Here is an 18247-nt window from a genome sequence, read left to right on the forward strand (position 1 = left end):
GAGGCGCGGAGGCCATGGGTGAAGGATAGCAGCTCCTGCACGAACTTCGGGCGCGTCGTCGCGGGCCCGCATCGCCGGGCTCGACGGACATCGAGATCGCGTGGTCGCGGCGGACCCACGTGGCCTCGGAGTCGTCGGCGGCATCGCCGAGCTCGACGGACATCGAGCTCGCGTGGTCGCGGCGGACCCACGTGGGCTCGGAGTCGTCGGCGGCGTCGCCGGGCCAGCGCACCGACCTCGGTGTGACCTGGCTGCCGCCCGGGTGGGCGACCGACGCTCGCTACTCGCGGAACCCGGGCGCGAGCAGCGCGCTCATGCGCGCGGGGTGCTTGACGCCCTGGGCGGTCATCCAGGCCTCGGCCTGGGCGACCAGCGCGGCGCCCTCGTCGCCGCCGCGGAGCTGGCCGGCGCGGCGGCGGGCGGCGGCGGCGTAGAGCGCCATCTCGTTGGCGTCGAGCTGGGCGGTGGCGTCGGCGAGGAGCGCGAGCGCGGGCTCGACCTCGCCGCGGACCGCGGCCACGCCGGCGCGCAGCAGGCCGGCGAGCGGCTGCGACCAGGCCATGCGCTCGCGGTCGATCTTGCCGGCGGCCTTGGTGGCCTCGGCCAGGAGCGCGCGCGGCGCGCTGGCGTCGAGCGCGGCCGCGAGCGCGGCGGCCCCGCGCACGTGCCACGACTCGAGGCGCTGGTGCTGGTTGTGCAACATGCCGGCGGCCTCGGCCTGGCGCGCCTGCGCGAGGCTGGCGGTGCGGGCGCGCGCGCCGTCCTGGGCGTAGAGCCGCACCCGCGCGAGCATCAGCGGCCCGGCGCAGTCGCGGATGTAGCCGCCGTTGGGCCAGCGCTCGATCGCCGCGGCCAGCGAGCGGTCGACCTCGTCGGGCTTGTCGTCGGCCAGCTCGGCGATGCTCAGGCCCTGGACCCGGACGGTGTCGGCCTGGAACAGGTCGCCGCGCTCGTCGGCCTCGACCACGGCGCGCAGGCCGCGCGCGCCGAGGCCGCGCAGGTCGCCCAGGTAGAACAGATCGATCGCCGCGAACAGCTCGCACATCGCGCGCTCCCACGGCGTGCCGGTGCAGCCGTCGCGGAAGATCGCGTCGGCCGCGTCCATCGGCTTGAGCGACGCGCGCCAGCGGCCGGTGTGCTGCGCGGCGATGCCGGCGGCGCCGGTCGCCATCGCCAGCGCGTGCGGGTGGTCGAGGCGGGTGGCGAGCGCGTGGGCCTGCTCGCGCACCACCTGGCCGTAGTTCCGCCGAGCTGGCGCCAGGGCGTACAGGAAGCCGGCCTCGAGCGCGAGCGCTCGCGAGACCCGGTACGGCTCGCCGGCCGCGAGCGCGAGCTGCAGGTGGCGGCCCTGCAGCGCCGCGCCGAGCACCGGATCGACCACGGCGAAGCCGCCGGCCGCGCCCCAGCAGGCGTCGATCTGGCGCAGGTGCTCGGGCGAGAGCTGGGTGGCGTCGCGCTCGCGGAACTTCATGCCGCGCAGGCGCAGGCGCACGCGCGTCAGCAGGAACGAGATCAGCGCGCGCCGCGGCGTGGTCGGGTAGGCGATGCCGACCTGGTCGAGCACCTCGCGCAGGGTCGCGACGCCCTCGTCGACGTGGCCGGCCTTGAGCAGCTGCTCGGCGGCCTTGCGCCGGAGATCGAGCAGCTCCGACGCCGACGCGCCGACCGCCGCCGCGAGGTAGGCCTCGGCGCCGTCCTTGCCGCGGCCGGCGTTGACCAGCGCGTCGCCGAGCCGCACCGTCAGGCTGCGACGATCGGGGTGGCGCGCCGGCAGGAGCTCGAGCGCGCTGCGGTACAGGCGCACCGCGCGATCGAACGCCAGCGCCTGGTCGGCGGCCTGGGCCGCGCGCACGGTCCAGGTCGCGGCCCGCTCGCGCTCGCCGGCGCCGAGCCAGTGGGCGGCCAGGAGCTCGGGATCGGGCGGGTACTCGCTGCCCTCGAGCGCGACCGCGAGCTCGTGCTGGTGACCGCGGCGGGCGTCGTCGGCGAGCTGCGCGGTCACGGCCTCGCGGATGCGATCGTGGTACGGCTCGACGGTGTCGGCGCCGCGCACGCCGCTGGTGCGCAGCAGCCGCTCGGCCCGCAAGAGCGCCAGCGCCGCCGCGAACTCGGCCGGCGCCAGCGACGCGGCCCGGGCGGCCGAGGCCTGGCGCAGCGGTCCGCCGGCGACCGCCGCGACCTCGATCAGCGTGCGCGCGTCGACCGGCAGCGCCGCGACCCGGGCCAGCAGCGCCTCGTCGAGCCGCAGCCCGCTGGCCTGCTCGCCGCCGCCGGTCTGCGCGAACCGCACCAGCTCGTCGATGAAGAACGGGTGGCCGCCGGCCTCGCGGGCGATGTCGGCGGCGCGCGACGCGCTCACCGACGACCGCGCCAGCAGCTGCTTGGCCAGGGCCTGGGCCTCGCCCTCGTCGAGCGGCTGCACCTGCATCCGGCGGATGCGCCCGGGTTCGATCGTGGCGGCGGTGTCGGCGCCTTCGGGCCGGACCGTCGCGATCAGCAAGAGCGCCGGCGCGTCGGGCGCGCGCAGCACCTCGGCCAGGAGCGCGCGGCTGTCCTGGTCGGCCCACTGCATGTCGTCGATCGTGATCACCAGCGGGCCGCGCGCGACCAGGCGCGCCAGGGTCTCGCGCACCGCGGCGAACAGCTGCGCGCGCAGGCCCTGGGGATCGAGCCGGGCCTCGGACACGTCGGCCATCGTGAACGGCTTGAGCTGCCGCAGCACCGGGAACACCTGCGCCATCAGCCCGGCCTGGCGCGGCAAGAGCGCCGCCGCGGCGTCGTCGTCGAGCCGCATCATGAAGTGGCTGAGCGCGTCGATGACGCCGTCGAAGGCCTTGTACGGCACGCTCTCGCGCTCGTAGCAGCGCCCGGCGAGCACGGTCACGCCGCCCTCGGTGGCGGCCAGCGCGTCGAGGAACCGGCGCACCAGCGCGCTCTTGCCGACGCCCGACTCGCCCTCGACCAGCACCGCGACCGGCGCGCCGGCGGTGGTGTCCTCGAACGCGGCGTCGAGCAGCTCGAGCTCGCGGCGTCGGCCGACGAACGGCGGCACGTGCGCGGACGAGGTCGACGTCAGCGTCACCTGGCCCGCGTCGCCCGCGCCCAGGCGCGCCAGCACCTCGCGGCCGGTCGGGCGCGTGCGCGGATCGATCGCGAGCAGCGCCATGCACAGCGCGTCGAGATCGCGCGGGATCGCGCGGGTGCGCGCGCGCGGCCGCGGCGGCTGGAACATCTGCTTGTCCATGATGACCTGCAGCCACGAGCCGGTGTACGGCAGCCGCCCGACCAGCGCCTCGTACAGGAGCACGCCGACCGCGTACCAGTCGGCCTCGGGCCCGACCCGCTCGGACGCGGCCTGCTCGGGCGCCATGTACGACGCCGTGCCGACGATGTGGCCGTCGGTCGAGCGATCGTCGACCGCGAGGTCCGACACCAGCCCGAAGTCGAGCAGGACGACGTGGCCCTCGGGCGTGACCCGGATGTTGGCGGGCTTGATGTCGCGGTGGACCTTGCCGGCGTTGTGCAGCACGCACAGCCCGCGCGCGAGCTGGACCAGCGCCGAGCGCAGCCGGATCTCGTCGAAGGCGTGCGGCGGGCCGGTGTCCTCCGTCGGCACCTGCCGGGTCCACGGCCGCGCCGCCGGCGTGCCGCGCATCGTGATCGCCGAGCCCGAGGCGCCGATCGCGCTGACCGCGCTGATCGTGTCGCCGGCGGCGCCGGTGCGATCGCACACGTACGTCATGAAGTCGACGCCGGGCACGTACTCCATCGTGAAGAACCACGCGCCCTGCACCTCGAGCAGCTCGCCGAGCGACACCAGGTTGGGGTGGCTCAGATCGGCGAGCGCGCGGAACTCGTTCTTGAACCGCAGGAGCGCCTGGCCGTCGAGGTTCGTCAGGGTCTTGAGCGCGACGCGTCGGCCCGACTCGCCGTCCGTGGCCTCGTAGACCACGCCCATGCCGCCGGCGCCGATCCTCCCCAGGACCTGGAAGCGCTCGGTGCCGCGAAACTCGCCGTCGGCGTCCTCTGCCACGAATTGCCAGGATAGCAGCCCACGGCGGCGTCGCGGTGAGGGCGAATCGCCTCGTCGTATCGCGGGATTGCGCTCACTGTCTGCGATACGCGACAAGTCGCATACAATTTAACATACTGATATTACAAGATATTGTTGGAGATCGCGGCGGCGCGGCCGTAGCTTCTCGCACCAGGAGCCCACTCCTTTTCAGGGTTCCGGAGGATCTCGAGACATGAAGAAGCTCACGCTCATCGGTACTGCCCTCGCGCTCGCGTTCACCCTGTCGGCCACCGGCTGCAAGAAGAAGGACGAGAACAAGGGCACCGAGACCCAGAAGCCCGCGGCTGGCACGGCGGCTCCGGCTCCGGCTGACCCGGCGGCGGTGGCTCCGGCGGCGCCCGCGGCTCCGCCCGCGGCCGATCCCGCGGCTCCGCCCGCGGCTGACCCGGCGGCGCCGGCGGCGCCGGCCGATCAGGCGGCGGCCAGCACCGGCGTGCCCGAGTGCGACGAGTACCTCGCCACGTTCGAGAAGCTCTCGAAGTGCGACAAGCTCGGCCCGGCGCTCGACGGCATGAAGATGGCCGCCGACGCCCAGAAGGCGACCTTCGCGTCGTGGGCCTCGTTCGACGAGACCGCCCGCAAGGCGGCGCAGGCGTCGGCCGGTCCCAGCTGCAAGACCCTGACCGAGGGCCTCAAGACCACCGCGACCTCGCTCGGCTGCACGCTGTAAGACGCGCGCGACGAGCGACGGGGGATGGGGCTGATCGCGATCGATCGGCCGGGGGGGAGTGAGCGCTGCCGACGCGCGCGACCCCGACTACGGGGCGCGCAGCGCGCGTGCGTGACGTGACGCTGGCGGCGCCGGTCTCGATCGGCGCGACGCTGGACGGCGTGACGTCGCCGACCGCGACCGCGACGTGCGCCCTGCATCGCGGCTTGACGGACCCGGGGCCGCGCGCCTATGACCGCGCGATGTCCCGCTCCTGGTTCGTCATCGGCGCGCTCTCTCTGCTGGTCGCGAGCTGCGGCGGTGACGACGGTCAGGGCGCGCCGGTCGACGCCGGCCTCGACGCGCCGGCCGGGCCGACCGCGGCCGACATCCGGTTCACGCCGATCGCGGCGCTGCCGTCGGGCGCGTGGCTGCTCTACAACGACTGGTCGACCGATCCCAACCGGCTCTACGCGCTGCCGGCCAGCGACCTCGGCGGCGCGCGCCGCGAGCTGTTCCAGGCCAACCGGGTCTGGGCGTTCGGGGCCCGGGCCGACGGCAGCGAGGTGCTGTTCTCGGCATGGGACGCCGAGCAAGAGGCGCACTTCGGCGTCACGATCGGCGACGCGATCCAGAACACCTTCGCGTACGACACCGCCACCCAGGCCGTGCGCGCGGTGTCGTGGGGCAACCAGAACGACGAGTGCCACACGTTCGCGCCCGACGGCGCGACCGCGTTCGTGTGCCGGCGCTACGACTTCCAGCCCGACACCAGCTACCGCGGCTGGCGGCTCGGGCGGCTGCAGCTCGCCGACGGCAGCTTCGAGTTCGTGCGCGCCGAGCAGTCGACGCAGTTCGAGTTCCACCCGACGCCGGTGCCGGGCACGAGCCAGCTCCTGTTCGAGCTGCGCGACAAGCCGCCCGCGAGCGGCTCGACGATCTGGTCGCGCGATCTGATGACCGGCGTCGAGACGATGGTCAAGGCCAGCGCCCGGCGCCCGACGCTGGCGCCCGACGGCGCGCGGCTCCTGTTCCAGAACGCGGCCGACCGCAACCGCTGGTACGTGATGGACCTGGCCCAGCCGGCGACCCCGGCGGCGCTGGTCAGCGCGACCCTCGGGGTCGGCTCGGCCCGGTGGGCGCCCGACGGCGCGGCGATCGTCTACACCGTCAGCGACGACGCGAACTCGTGCGACGACCTCGAGACCGTGGCGATCGCCGGCCTCGTCGCCGCGACGCCGGCGCGGGTCCGCGTGTGCGCGACCGGCGACCGCGAGTTCATCACCAACATCGCCTGGGTGGTCGTGCCCTGAGCTTCCAGGGAGGCCTGTCGCCAGACCGCGTCGAGGTCGGCGGATGGGTCGTTGTGGGCCGCGCCCTGAACGGGCGCGACCGCGCGGCGTTCCGGCTGTGGGGCCGCGCGCGGCGCGTGCTCAGGGCGCGGTGAGCTGACGCCACAGCTCGTCGGGCGACAGCCGCGGCGAGCCGACGGCGGCGGCCTCGGCGGCGCGGATCAGCTCGACGACGCGCTGGTTGAGCGGGGCGGCGGCGCCGGTGCGCGCGGCGACGCGGACGATCTCGCCGTTCAAGTAGTCGACCTCGGTGGCGCGGCGGGCGTCGAGGTCCTGCCACATCGACGAGCGCGCGGCGGGGTCGACCTTGAGCTGGGCCCGGGTGATGAGCTTGACCAGCGCGGTCGGCAGCCGCAGCACCCGGGGCATCAGCGCCAGCGGCACGCCGTTCCAGCGGGCCGGGCGGACGCCGGCGGCGCGCACGACCGCGAGGCCCTCGGTGACCAGCGCCGCGATGACCTTGCGGTAGCCCGGGGTCAAGAGCAGCGTCGCGGTCGACGCGTCCGACAGCGCGCTGACCGCGTTGTTGAGGTTGACCAGGAGCTTGGTCCACTGCTCCGGCGCCAGGTCGGCGCGCTCCTCGACCGGGACGCCGCCGGCGCGGAGCGCGGCCACCAGCGCGGGCGGCGCGGTCTCGATGATCAGCGGGCCGCTGGTGGCGCGGCGGTAGGTGCCCTCGACCGCGATCACGTTCCAGGTGACGATCGACGCCAGCACCCGCTGGGTCCGCAGGTGCGCGCGCAGGGTGTCCGGATTCCGGACGCCGTTCTGCAGGCTCACGACCGTGGCGTCGGGCCGCGCCACCGTCGCCAGCTCCCGGGCGGCGTCGTCGGTGTGCTGGCTCTTGACGCAGCACAGGATCACGTCGCACTCGGCCAGGGCGCCGGTCGCGGTCGCGAACTCGACCCGCTCGGTCGGCACCACCGCGCGCGGGCCGTCGAAGTCCTGGACCGCGAGGCCGTGCGCGGCCAGCTGATCGCGCAGGCGCGGCCGGCCCACCAGCACGACGTCGGCGGCGTCGGCCGCGAGCAGGCGGCCGCCGACGTAGCAGCCGATCGAGCCGGCGCCGAGCACGCCGATGCGCAGTCGTGTCACCGCGCGACTGTGCGCGACCGCGGGGCCGCACGTCAACGTCGCGGCGGGGCCCGGTGCGGGTCGGGGTGCGCGGTGCGGGGCGGGGTGCGCGATACTCGGGCGATGCTGCCGCAGCTGGTCGGGCGCACCCTCGCCGAGAACACCGGGCTCAACGCCCACGCGCGCGCGGCCGGCGAGCGCGCCGGCATGGTCAACCGGCTGCGCGCGTGGGGTGCCCACGTCGACTATCACCTGGCGATGGCGCCGGACGCCGCGACCGCGCGGCGCATCCTGGCCGGGGAGTGGTCCCGGATCGCGACCGACTGGGCGGAGGCGATCGCCCCGGGCCTGTCGCCGATTACCGCGCGCATCAAGTCGCGCTGGGCCCTGCTGCGGTTCGCGACGCTGGCCGACACGAGGTTCGACGAGCTGCCGCTGATCGCCACCGGCCTGGTCGCGAGCGGCACCACCTGGCGTGGGACCGCCGCGCAGGTCGCGGCCGCGGCCACCAGCGCCCACGAGCGCGGCCTCAAGCTCGACGAGGCCGACGGCACCATCCGGCTCGTGCGCCGCGGCGCGGTCGTCGCCACGCTGGTCGCCGACCCTGCGGCGGCGCCGGCCGCCGGCGCGATCATGCTGGCGGCGGCGCGCGGGCCGATCGGTTGGGGCCTGACCGCGGCCGCCGGCTTCCTCGGCGTGCTGGGCGGCATCATGGCGCTCGCCCAGGGGCTGATCCTCCTGGCGGTCGCCCTGATGACGGTGCCGGTCTCGACGGTGCTGGCGCTGCGCTGGGCGGTGGCGCGCGCGCGCCGTCACCCGTGGCGGCCGGCGGCGATCACCCTGGCGCCGCGTCCCGCGGGCGCGCCCTACCGCGATCGCAGCGCCGCCGCCGACGCCGTGCCCGTGGCCAAGGTCGTGGCGCTGGCCCAGGCCGCCGGGTTGACCGCGCGGGTCGCCGGTCGCCGCCTGTCGATCAGCGTCGACGACCGGGTCGAGGTCACGGTCGCGATCGCGCCGGCGCACCCGCTGGCCCTGACGCGCCTCGCGGTCCGCCACCGGCACTACCCGACGCTGATGCGGCTCGCGCACGCGCTCGGCGCCGAGGTGGGCCCGCTGCGGCTCGAGCTCGAGCACGGGGCGCTCGAGGTGCCGGGGCCCGACGGATGGGCGAGCTGGCGGGCCGCGCACGACGCCGAGGAGCGGGCCCTGGCGGGGTTGATCCAGCGGTTCCAGCTCGCCCGCGCCCGCGCGATCGCGACCCTGCGGTGATCGTCGCCGCTACGGCGCGACGCGCGCGCGCAAGGTGCCGATGTCGGCGCGCAGCTTGGTGACGGCGTTCTGCCACTGGGCCATCGTCGGGCCGAACGCGTCGGTCGCGACCTCGGGCGCGAGCTGCGCCGCGAGCGCGTCGAGCTGCGCCTCGAGCACGCCCGGTCCGGCCGGCCCGGCCAGGACCTCGGCGGTGCGGGCCTGGTAGTCGGGCCACAGCACCTCGGCCATGAGCGCGGTCAGGTGATCGCAGGCCGGCGGGCGCCCGTAGTAGCCGAGGAAGATCGACCGGCGCGCGCAGTCGGTCGGCGACGCGGTCCAGTCGGGCATGCCGTAGGAGGTGCGGATCGGGCTCGGCACCTGCATCGTGTTGTCGACGTCCCACGGCAGGAGCCACATGCGATCGCGCGCGGTCTCCTCGTACCAGAAGTAGTTGTGGTTGCCGCAGGTGCCGCCGACGGCGTTCGGGCAGTACCAGCCGACGAAGCCGTCCCAGTTGTCGACCAGGCGATCGACCGCGAGGAAGCTGACCAGGGTCGGCACGTCGACCCAGGTCGCGAGCGTGGTCCGGAACGTCGCCGGCGTGGCCGCGGCCAGGGCGGCCGCGAACCGCACCATCTTGTCGACGGCGGGCGCGGCGGTGTTGGTCTCGAGCGCGGCCACGTACGGCGCGGTCGTGCCGTGCTCGGGCCAGACCTCCTTGTAGAGGTTGCCGGCGCCGCCGTCGATCGCGCGGAAGTGGTCCTGCACGTACTCGCGATCGATCGCCTCGACCAGCAGGAACAGGCCGAGGTCCTCGCCGTTGACCCGCACGCGCGCGTGGGCGGCGCGCGGCGCGACCACGCCGACGGCGCGGAACAGGCCGTAGACGATGCGCTCCTTCATGCCGGTCGCGTCCCGCATCATCGCGTGCAGGTTGAGGTGCTCGAGCCCGAGGAACCGTCCGCCGGCGACGTACTCGTCGAAGTCGAGCTTCATCGACAGCTTCGGGCAGCGGCGGTTGCCCTGGCCGTCGAAGCACAACCGCAGGCTGCCGACCGAGCCCTTGTAGCGCAGGCCCAGGCGCGCGACCGACAGGCCGTTCCACACCAGGTCGGCCGGCACGTCCTGCTCGAGCAGCGCGTTGTCGTTGAGCCACTGCCAGTCGGCCGGCGTGACGGTCAGGTCGAGGGTCCGGATCTGCGTGTCGTCGAACAGGTCGGCGGCGGTCGGGCCCGGCGGCGCGTCGACCGGCGCGTCGACCGCGCCGTCGACGGGCGTGGCGTCGAGGTCGGTGCCGCCGCCGCCGCCGCCGCAGGCCGCGAGCGCGCTCAGCATCAGTCCCGTCGCCCCGAGGAACCGCATCCTGAGACGATACGCCGCGGCGAGCTGGCGATCCAGCGAGGCGCGCGCCCGTGCGAGCATCGGGCATGCGCCCTCGCCTCCGCACCGTGCTGCTCGTCACCGTCGGGCTCGTCGGGACCTGCGGCGTCGCTGGGTACGTCCTCTACGGCGGCGGTCGCCACCAGGGGCCGGGCACGATCCACCCGCGCCCGGCGCCGGCGCCGATCCTCGCCGCGCGCGCCCAGGCCCAGACCGCGGCGCGCGCCCAGTTCACCCCGCCGCCACCGACGAGCCAGATCTTGTTCGGTGACCTGCACGTGCACACGACGTTCTCGGCCGACGCGTTCATGCGCAGCCTGCCGTTCCTGCAAGGCGAGGGCGCGCACCCGCCGGCCGACGCGTGCGACTACGCGCGCTTCTGCGCCGGCCTCGACTTCTTCGCGCTCACCGACCACGCCGAGTCGATGACCCCGCGCCACTGGCGCGAGTCGCTGGCGTCGGTGCGGCAGTGCAACGCCGTCGCCGGCGACCCCGCCGATCCCGATCTGGTGGCGTTCGCGGGCTGGGAGTGGAGCCAGGTCGGGGCCACGCCCGAGGAGCACTACGGCCACAAGAACGTCATCCTGCGCGACGTCGACGAGGCCGCGCTGCCGCGCCGGCCGATCGCGGCGCCCGGGCTGATCGGCAACGCGCTGCGCGGGCTCGGCATCAGCCGCTGGCGCCAGGCCCAGATCCCGCTGCGCGACTTCGGCCAGCGCCAGCGCTACCTCGACGTGCGCACCTATCAACAGGAGCTGGCGGCGGTGCCGGAGTGTCCGGCCGGCGTCGACACGCGCGCGCTGCCCGACGGCTGCCGCGAGCTGGCCGCGACGCCGGCCGAGCTGTACGAGAAGCTGGCGCAGTGGGGCGGCGCGGCGCTGGTGATCCCGCACGGCACCACCTGGGGCTTCTACACGCCGCCCGGCTACACCTGGGACAAGCAGCTCGCGCCGGCGCAGCGCGACGTCACGCGCCAGCGCCTGGTCGAGGTCTACTCGGGCCACGGCAACTCGGAGGAGTACCGGCGCTGGGACGAGCTCGAGCGCGGCGCCGACGGCGTGGCCCGGTGCCCGGCGCCGACCGCCGATCATGAGGCGTGCTGCTGGCGCGCCGGCGAGCTCATCCGCGACCGCTGCGGCGCCGCGCCGGCGGCCGAGTGCGAGGCCCGGGTCGAGGCCGCGCGCGCCAACTACGTCGCGGCCGGCGTCGCTGGTCACCTGACCGTGCCCGGCGCCAGCGTCACCGACTGGAAGGACTGCGGGCAGTGCCGCGACTGCTTCGCGCCGACGTTCGGGTTCCGACCCGGCGGCTCGATCCAGTACATGCTCGCGCGCGGCGACTTCACCGATCCGGCGGCGCCGTACCACGAGCGCCTGGGCCTGATGGCGTCGTCGGACAACCACAGCGCCCGGCCCGGCGCCGGCTACAAGGAGCTGGCGCGCCGCAAGCTGACCGAGGCCACCGGCGCCAAGGACGAGGCGTGGCGCGCGTTCGTGTTCGGCGCGCAGCCGCGGCCGAGCCCGACCTCGGTGCCGTTCGACCGGGCGCGGGTCGGCAAGATGCTGCCCTGGCAGGTGGTGGACCTCGAGCGGCAGGCGTCGTTCTTCATGACCGGCGGGCTGGTCGCGGTCCACGCCGCCGGCCGCAGCCGCGGCGCGATCTGGGACGCGCTCACGGCGCGCACGGTCTACGGCACGTCGGGCGAGCGCATCCTGCTGTGGTTCGACCTGGTCGCGGGCGCGGCGGCGCCGGCGTCGATGGGCGCCGCGGTCGAGGTCACGGCGACGCCGCGGTTCGTCGTGCGCGCGGCCGGCTCGTTCGTGCAGCAGCCCGGGTGCCCGGCCGACGTGCTGGCCGCGCTGCCGGCGGCGCGGCTGGCGCGGCTGTGCCAGGGCGAGTGCTACCACCCCGGCGATCAGCGCCACAAGATCGTGCGCGTCGAGGTGATCCGGATCCGGCCGCAGGCGCGCGCCGACGAGCCGATCGACGGCCTCATCGACGATCCGTGGCGGGTGCTGCCGTGCGACGACCGCGGCGCCGGCTGCGAGGTCGAGTTCGAGGACCCCGACGCGGTCGCCGGCGGGCGCGAGGTCCTGTACTACGTGCGCGCGATCCAGGAGGCCACGCCGGCGATCAACGGCGGCGGCCTGCGGTGCGAGCGCGTCGGCGACGACGCCTGCGCGCGCCTGACCCCGTGCTACGGCGACTACCGCACGCCCTACGCCGACGACTGCACGACGCCGATCGAGGAGCGGGCGTGGTCGTCGCCGATCTGGGTGCGGCCGGCGGCGGCCGCGCCGGGCGTCGACGCCGGCGTGGGGCAGCCGTGACCGCGCGGCCGCTGGTGTTGCTGGCGCTCGGCGCGGCGGCGGGCGCGTCCGTCGCGGTGCTCGGCCTGGTGGCGCCGCACCGGCGCGCGCCGACGGTGCCGGCCGACGCGGCGGCGCTGGTCAACGGCGTGCCGATCAGCCGCGCCACCTACCAGGCGGCGCTGGCCGCGGTCGCCGACGATCGCCGCGACGGCGCGGCCGATCCGGCGCTGCGCGCGCGCGTGCTCGACCGGCTGATCGAGGAGGAGCTGCTGGTGCAGCGCGGCCTGGCCCTGGGCCTGGTGCGCCTCGACCCGCGCGTGCGCGCCGATCTGGTCGCCGCGGTGCTGGCCGAGATCGACGGCGCCGCCGAGCTGGGGCCGCCGCCCGACGACGCGGCCCTGGCCGCGCTCCACGCCGCCGAGCCGGGGCGGTTCAGCCGCGCGCCGCGCGTGACCGTCACGACCGCGTGGTTCGCCGGCGTCGACGGTGCGGCCCGGGCCGCGGCGGGGCGGGCGACGGTCACCGACGAGGTCAGCTGGGCCGCGGTGCGCGCCGGCGCCGATCGGCCGGCGGTGGTGGTCCCGACCGGCGCGGTGCCGGCCGGCGGCCTGCTCGACGTGCTCGGCCCGACCGCGGCGCGCGCCGCGTTGACGCTGGCGGTCGGTGAGGTCAGCGCGCCGGTCGTGACCTCGGGCGGGTGCTGGCTGGTGCGGCTCGAGGCGCGCGCCGACGGCGGCGTGCGCGCGCTGGCCGAGGTGCGGCCCGAGGTCCAGGCCGAGTACTGGCGGCAGGCGGGCGACCGCCGGCTGCGGGCGACGCTCGACGACGAGCGCCGCGCGGCCCGGGTCGTGATCGCGCCCGACGTCGCGCGCGGCGACGGGGTCGCGGCGGCCCCGGCGGCCGTGGCGGCGGGCGACACCGACGAGGTCCCGCGGTGAGCGCGCGCGTGCGCGTCGCCGTGTCGATCGCGATCGCGGCGGCCCCGGCGGCCGTGGCGGCGGGCGACACCGACGAGGTCCCGCGGTGAGCGCGCGCGTGCGCGTCGCGTTGCTGATCGCGGTGGCGGCGGTCTCGTTCGCGGTCGCCCCGGCCGCGGCCCACACCCGCAGCCTCGCGCGCTCGGTGATCACGCTCGATGACGATCGCGGCGGCGCCGACGTGCGCGTGACGATCTCGCGGCTCGATCGCGACGCGCTGTACGCGCGGCTGGGCGGGCCGACCGGCCTGCCGGCGGCGCTGACCACCGGCCTGGCCCTGGTCGGCGCGGCCGGGCCGTGCGCGGCGACGACCCCGACCGAGCTGCCCGCGCCCGACGGCGACGCGGCCTACCACTGGCGCGTGCGGTGCCCGACGCCGCCGACCCGGCTGGTGTGCGGGCTGCTCGTCGACGTCGTGCCCGGCCACGTCCACCTGGCGCGGCTGATCGATCACGGCCACGGCGTGGTCGTCGCGCTGGCGGCCGAGCGCCGCGAGGTCGCGCTCGATCAGCCCGCGGCCGCGACCGGCCTCACCGGGTTCGTGCGCCTGGGCTTCGGCCACGTCGCCGGGGGCGTCGATCACCTGCTGTTCTTGCTGACCTTGCTGCTGGTCGCGGCGTCGCTGCGCGAGCTGACCGTGGCCGCGACCGGCTTCACCGTCGGGCACAGCGCCGCGCTGGCGCTGGCCGTGGTCGCGGGCGCGCGGCCGTCGTCGGCGGGCATCGAGGTCCTGGTCGCGGCGTCGATCGTCGTGGTCGCGGCCGAGGCCGCCGCCGCCCGCGCCGGCCATCGCGGCCGCCACGTGCCGATCGCGGTGGCGCTGGGCCTGGCCGCGCTCGCGGCCCTGGCGGCGGCGACCGGCGGACCGGCGCTGGCGCTGCTCGGCTTCGCCGGGCTCGCGGCCTGCTACCTCGCCTGGGTCGGGCGCTCCTCGGGGCGCACCGTGCGGATCGCGATCACCGCGCTGTTCGGCCTGGTCCACGGCTTCGCGTTCGCCGGGCCGCTGGCCGATCTGGCGCTGCCCGCCCCGGCGCTGGCGCGGGCGCTGCTCGGGTTCAACCTCGGGATCGAGCTGGCGCAGCTCGCGCTCCTGGGGCTGGGCTGGCTGGTGCTCGCGCGCGCGCGCCGGGCCGCGCCGGTCGCGACCGCGCTCGCCCTCGACGTCGCCGCCGGCCTGGCGATCGCGCCGGCGATCTACTGGGCGATCACCCGCGCGGCGTGATCACGACGCCGGGCGCCGACCCAGCGGCACCAGCGGCGCCGCCGGCGGCGGCCCGACGACCGCCTCGACCCGATCGAGCGCGTCGACCAGCTCGGGGCCGAACACCGCGGCCAGGGTGTCGCGCGCGACCCGGTACAGCGACGGCGCGCCCGCGGCGTCGGCGCAGTCGTAGTCCTCGTAGTCGTCGGAGATGCAGATCGTGTCGTCCTCGTAGCTCATCGGGAACAGCCGGCAGATGTGCGGCTTGACCTGGTGGAAGTCCCAGCCGCCCTCGAGCGCGGCCCGGTGGATCGCGCAGCCGCGGCGATCGTGGGCCAGGAACACGCAGCCGGTGGTGCCGTCGGCGCGGGTGAACGTCGCCGAGCGCACGTGCTGGCCCGACGGGTAGTCCGGATCGGTCTGGACCTCGGTCGTGAACCACGGCGCGGCGGCGGCGGCGGGCGTGAGCAGCCCGCGGAGCTGCTCGGCGTGGCCGAGGATCGCGTCGCGCTCGGTCACGTCGACGTCGGCGCCGTACTGGCAGCAGGCCTCGAGCAGCGGCCGCGGGCGCGGCATCGGCGCGCCCTCGTCGGCGACCATGACGCACTGGTGGGTCATGCAGTCGGCGACGACGCGCCGCACGAAGATGTTGCGATCGACGCGGCGGAACCGCGCATGGTCGAGAGCGATGAAGTCCGGCTCGGGCACGGGCGCACGCTACCAGAGATGCGCGCCGACGCGGTGCGCCGCGCGCGCGGTCAACGCCTGGGTCGCGGTCAACGTCCGGAGCGATCAACGCGGGCGGGTCAACGCCTGGCGCGGTCGACGCCTCGCGCGGACAACGCCCGTGCGGTGGCTACGCGCGGTCGCCGCGCGCGGTCGACCTCGCGCGGTCGCCGCCTCGCGCGGTCAAGGCCTCGCGCGGTCAAGGCCTCGCGCGGTCAACGCCCCGCGCGCCACCACCACGCCAGCGCGCCCGCCTGGGCCAGCGCCGCCAGCGTCGCGATCACCACGAACCGCGGCTTGGCGACCTTGTGGCGCTGGCGGTGGCCGTACATCGCGACCACCGCGCCGACGCCGCCGAGCGCGGCCAGGCCGAGCAGCGTCCGCTCGCGGATCCGTCGGCGCTGGCGCCGCGCGCGGGCCTTGTCGATCCGGAACGCGGCCCACGCGATCAGGTCGAGGGCGCCGGCGAGCGCGAGGGCAGGTGCGAGCGCCACCGCCGGAGCGATACCACGAGCGCGCGCGGGCGCGGTGTACGCGCAGGTGCGGTGACGTTGGTTCGCGTGAGCCGTGCGCGGCGACCATGTACAATCGCGCAATGACCGGCCTGCGCTGGTGTGCGTCCCTCGCTGTGCTCCTCGGTGCGTGCTCGTTCGTGCCGAGCGGCGGCGGCCCTGACGGCGGCGACGCGGCGGACCTCGACGCGGCGGACCTCGACGCGATCGTCGGCGAGCCCGACGCGGCGGACCCCGACGCGATCGTCGGCGAGCCCGACGCGGCGGACCTCGACGCGGCGGACCTCGACGCGGCGGACCTCGACGCCGCCGTCGACGCCGCGGCTCCGGACGCGCTCGACGTCGACGCGCTCGACGTCGACGCCGCCACCACGACCGGCCGCGCGCTGATCGACGACACCGCCGCCGACTTCGGCCAGGGCGCGCCCATCGAGGTCGAGACCCGGCTCGAGGCCGCCGGCGCGGTCGCGCCTCGCGCCTACTACGTCGGCTCGCTGTGCGCCGGCGGCAGCGACAGCCGCCTGTTCGACGACGGCACGACCGCCGACGGCTCGGTCCTGCCGGCGACACCCGCCAAGCTCGGCCTGGCCCGCACCGTCGATCTCAACCTCGCCAACGACACGTTCCCGGCCGGCGTCGGCATCACCGCCGCGACCGACTGGACGCTGTGGTGGTGGGGCGAGCTGTACCTCACCGCCGGCAGCCACGGGTTCCAGCTCGACGGCGACGATCACGCGTTCCTCGAGCTCGCGCCGATCGGATCGACCGCGTACACCAAGCTGATCGGCGTCAACTTCGGCGCCGGCGGCGCGGCCACCTTCGACGCGCCCGCGACCGGCTGGTACGGCTTCCGGGTCGCCGTGGCCCAGCGCGGTGGCGCGGTCGACCTGTGGCCGCGGCTCGACGGCGCCACGATCCCGCGCGGGCTGACGCGGTGCCGCGTCGACGGGGTGAGCGGCCTGGCCATGACCGGCTTCGACGAGGCCCAGTTCCTCGACGTCGGCGCCACCAGCGTGGTCGCCGCGGCCGCGAACGTCGACTGGGGCTTCGGCCAGCCCGCCGATCTGGGCGTCACCGACGTCAACACCTTCGGCGTGCGCTGGTCCGGGCAGCTCTTCGTCGCGGTCGCCGGGACCTACCGGCTGCGGGTGCAGTCCGACGACGGCTACCGGCTGTGGGTCGACGGCACCCAGCGGCTGATCAACCTCGGCGATGGCAACTTCGACGTCACCACGGGCGACCTCGTGCTCGCCGTGGGCTGGCACGACCTGGTGTTCGACACCACCGAGTCGAGCCTCGGGGCGAGGTCGATCCTGACGGTGGCCAGCGGCCCCGAGCTGGTCGGGCAGCCGCTGCCGGCGGCGCGGCTGCCCGGCCGAGGGCCGCGCCGAGCGTTTTCGAGTCCCTCACCGCCGGCGCGGTCGGCGAGCCTGGCCCCCGCGCTGTTCACCTTCACGCGCCCTCGGCCGGCGCCACGATCACCGGCGTCGACGTCGGCTACCGCCTCAACATCGACAACGTGGTCTCGAACGTCACGACCACGCTGCGCAACGCCGCCGCGAATACGACGCTGCGCAACAACACGCTCACCGGCGACACCACCGACCGCTTCCACCCGACCGCGTTCGACGGCGGCGCGCTGACGTCGCCCTGGGGCCTGGGGTTCGACATCGCCAGCGGCGGCGGCAGCCTCGACCAGAGCTGGCTGACCGTGCGCTACGCCGATCCGGCCGGCACCGGTCCGACGCCGACGGTCGCGACCTTCACCAGCTCGGTGCGCGATCTCCTGGCGGCCGGCGGCGCCGAGGTCGCGTCGCTCGATCTGATCACCGTGCTGGAGCGGCCCGCGCCCGGCGCGGTCGTGACGATCGCGCTGCGCACGTGCGACACCGCGCCGGCGTGCGCCGCCGAGGCCTGGTCGGGCGAGTTCGCGTCCGGCAACGCGTTGCCGGGCGTGCCGGTGCGCCGCTTCCTGCAGTACCGCCTGCGGTTCACCACCGACGGCGATCACGAGCCCGCGGTCGAGCGCGTGCAGCTCGACTACGCCACGCGCTGACCCGGTCACGGCAGGCTCACGAACTCGACCCGCCGGTCGACGCCCTCGGCTAACCTTCGGTGTCCACAGGGGTCTTCGTGGTTGAATGGCCGCGCCGTCCCTCGCGTCTATCTGGCTGCCGCCCAGCGCCCAAGGCGCCCCAAGGAGAACTCATGAAGGCTCGCACCCGTCGCACCCTGTTTCTGACCCTGGCCTTGATGGTGGCCGGCTCCTCGCTGGCCGCCGCGGACGATCACGGCCGCGGCCGTGGTCGCGACCGCAACCGCACCAAGCGCCCGGTCGTCGTCGTCCAGCCCCCGAACGTCGTGGTCCGCCCGCCGACCGTGGTGGTGCGTCCGCCGATCGTGCAGCCGCCGATCGTCGTGGCCCGGCCGCAGCCGCCGATCGTCGTCGGGTACCCGACCGCGGCTCCGCCGCCGATCCGCGCCGAGAATCCCGGCCGCGCGCGCCGCGGCAAGATCTGGATCGAGGGCCGCGCCGCCGCCGGCGCCGGTGATGGAGCAGCAGCGCCCGCGCGCGGGCTACGTGTGGGTGACGGGCAACCACGTCTGGCGCGACGGCGGCTACGTCTGGGCGCCGGGCCACTGGGAGCGTCAGCGGGCCGGGCGCGCCTGGGTCGGTGGGCAGTGGTCGCTCCAGGGCGATCACTACGTCTGGATCGAGGGCGGCTGGCGCTGAGCCT

13 protein-coding genes are annotated in these 18247 nt (G+C 75.8%); 8 read left to right on the forward strand and 5 right to left on the reverse strand.

Translation table 11 applies throughout. From position 1 onward, the window contains the following. Positions 1-280: 280 nt before the first annotated feature. The gene (locus IPL61_30865) at positions 281-4033 is read right to left on the reverse strand and encodes an AAA family ATPase (protein MBK9035612.1); all 3753 of its coding nucleotides are present in this window, start codon (positions 4031-4033) and stop codon (positions 281-283) included. Positions 4034-4247: 214 nt separating this feature from the next. On the opposite strand from IPL61_30865, the gene IPL61_30870 reads away from it, so the two are divergent. Together IPL61_30870 and IPL61_30875 are read left to right on the forward strand one after the other, a co-directional pair. After that, a complete protein-coding gene (locus IPL61_30870) occupies positions 4248-4745 on the forward strand; it encodes a hypothetical protein (protein MBK9035613.1) in 498 nt (165 codons plus the stop codon). A 242-nt stretch (positions 4746-4987) separates the two neighbouring features. After that, positions 4988-6037 (forward strand): hypothetical protein, encoded by a 1050-nt coding sequence (locus IPL61_30875; GenBank protein MBK9035614.1) that lies wholly within the window; start codon positions 4988-4990, stop codon positions 6035-6037. 120 nt (positions 6038-6157) lie between these two features. On the opposite strand, the gene IPL61_30880 is transcribed toward IPL61_30875, so the two are convergent. Next, positions 6158-7171, reverse strand: coding sequence for a 2-dehydropantoate 2-reductase (locus IPL61_30880; protein ID MBK9035615.1), 1014 nt, complete (start codon positions 7169-7171; stop codon positions 6158-6160). Between the two features lie 102 nt (positions 7172-7273). On the opposite strand from IPL61_30880, the gene IPL61_30885 reads away from it, so the two are divergent. Continuing rightward, positions 7274-8419 carry a hypothetical protein gene (locus tag IPL61_30885; GenBank protein ID MBK9035616.1) on the forward strand — a complete coding sequence of 382 codons (1146 nt, stop codon included), beginning with the start codon at positions 7274-7276 and terminating at the stop codon, positions 8417-8419. A 9-nt stretch (positions 8420-8428) separates the two neighbouring features. Here IPL61_30885 and IPL61_30890 read toward each other — a convergent pair whose 3' ends face one another. Then, positions 8429-9763 carry a CotH kinase family protein gene (locus tag IPL61_30890; GenBank protein ID MBK9035617.1) on the reverse strand — a complete coding sequence of 445 codons (1335 nt, stop codon included), beginning with the start codon at positions 9761-9763 and terminating at the stop codon, positions 8429-8431. 65 nt (positions 9764-9828) lie between these two features. On the opposite strand from IPL61_30890, the gene IPL61_30895 reads away from it, so the two are divergent. From IPL61_30895 to IPL61_30905, 3 genes are all read left to right on the forward strand, one after another. Beyond that, positions 9829-12111 (forward strand): DUF3604 domain-containing protein, encoded by a 2283-nt coding sequence (locus IPL61_30895; GenBank protein ID MBK9035618.1) that lies wholly within the window; start codon positions 9829-9831, stop codon positions 12109-12111. After that, a complete protein-coding gene (locus IPL61_30900) occupies positions 12108-13031 on the forward strand; it encodes a peptidyl-prolyl cis-trans isomerase (protein MBK9035619.1) in 924 nt (307 codons plus the stop codon). The genes IPL61_30895 and IPL61_30900 overlap by 4 nt, the downstream gene beginning before the upstream one ends. Before the next feature lie 760 nt (positions 13032-13791). Further along, positions 13792-14292, forward strand: a complete 501-nt coding sequence (locus IPL61_30905) for a HupE/UreJ family protein (protein MBK9035620.1) — start codon at positions 13792-13794, stop codon at positions 14290-14292. On the opposite strand, the gene IPL61_30910 is transcribed toward IPL61_30905, so the two are convergent. Together IPL61_30910 and IPL61_30915 are read right to left on the reverse strand one after the other, a co-directional pair. Then, entirely contained in the window at positions 14293-14979 is a 687-nt protein-coding gene (locus tag IPL61_30910) for a YkgJ family cysteine cluster protein (GenBank protein ID MBK9035621.1), read from the reverse strand. It abuts the gene before it with no gap. Between the two features lie 233 nt (positions 14980-15212). Further along, entirely contained in the window at positions 15213-15503 is a 291-nt protein-coding gene (locus IPL61_30915) for a DUF1294 domain-containing protein (protein ID MBK9035622.1), read from the reverse strand. Between the two features lie 89 nt (positions 15504-15592). On the opposite strand from IPL61_30915, the gene IPL61_30920 reads away from it, so the two are divergent. Next, a complete protein-coding gene (locus tag IPL61_30920) occupies positions 15593-17152 on the forward strand; it encodes a hypothetical protein (GenBank protein MBK9035623.1) in 1560 nt (519 codons plus the stop codon). 908 nt (positions 17153-18060) lie between these two features. Beyond that, on the forward strand, positions 18061-18243 hold the full coding sequence (locus IPL61_30925) for a YXWGXW repeat-containing protein (protein MBK9035624.1): 183 nt from the start codon (positions 18061-18063) through the stop codon (positions 18241-18243). Positions 18244-18247 lie beyond the last annotated feature (4 nt).

Source organism: Myxococcales bacterium, from assembly GCA_016717005.1.
Taxonomy (GTDB): Bacteria; Myxococcota_A; Polyangia; order Haliangiales; family Haliangiaceae; genus UBA2376.

Bases quoted from the DNA above. Each gene is read 5' to 3' on its own strand.
- IPL61_30885 (MBK9035616.1), top strand. From the start codon at position 7,274: ATGCTGCCGCAGCTGGTCGGGCGCACCCTCGCCGAGAACACCGGGCTC.
- IPL61_30925 (MBK9035624.1), top strand. From the start codon at position 18,061: ATGGAGCAGCAGCGCCCGCGCGCGGGCTACGTGTGGGTGACGGGCAAC.
- IPL61_30895 (MBK9035618.1), top strand. From the start codon at position 9,829: ATGCGCCCTCGCCTCCGCACCGTGCTGCTCGTCACCGTCGGGCTCGTC.
- IPL61_30870 (MBK9035613.1), top strand. From the start codon at position 4,248: ATGAAGAAGCTCACGCTCATCGGTACTGCCCTCGCGCTCGCGTTCACC.
- IPL61_30875 (MBK9035614.1), top strand. From the start codon at position 4,988: ATGTCCCGCTCCTGGTTCGTCATCGGCGCGCTCTCTCTGCTGGTCGCG.
- IPL61_30890 (MBK9035617.1), bottom strand. From the start codon at position 9,763: ATGCGGTTCCTCGGGGCGACGGGACTGATGCTGAGCGCGCTCGCGGCC.
- IPL61_30920 (MBK9035623.1), top strand. From the start codon at position 15,593: ATGACCGGCCTGCGCTGGTGTGCGTCCCTCGCTGTGCTCCTCGGTGCG.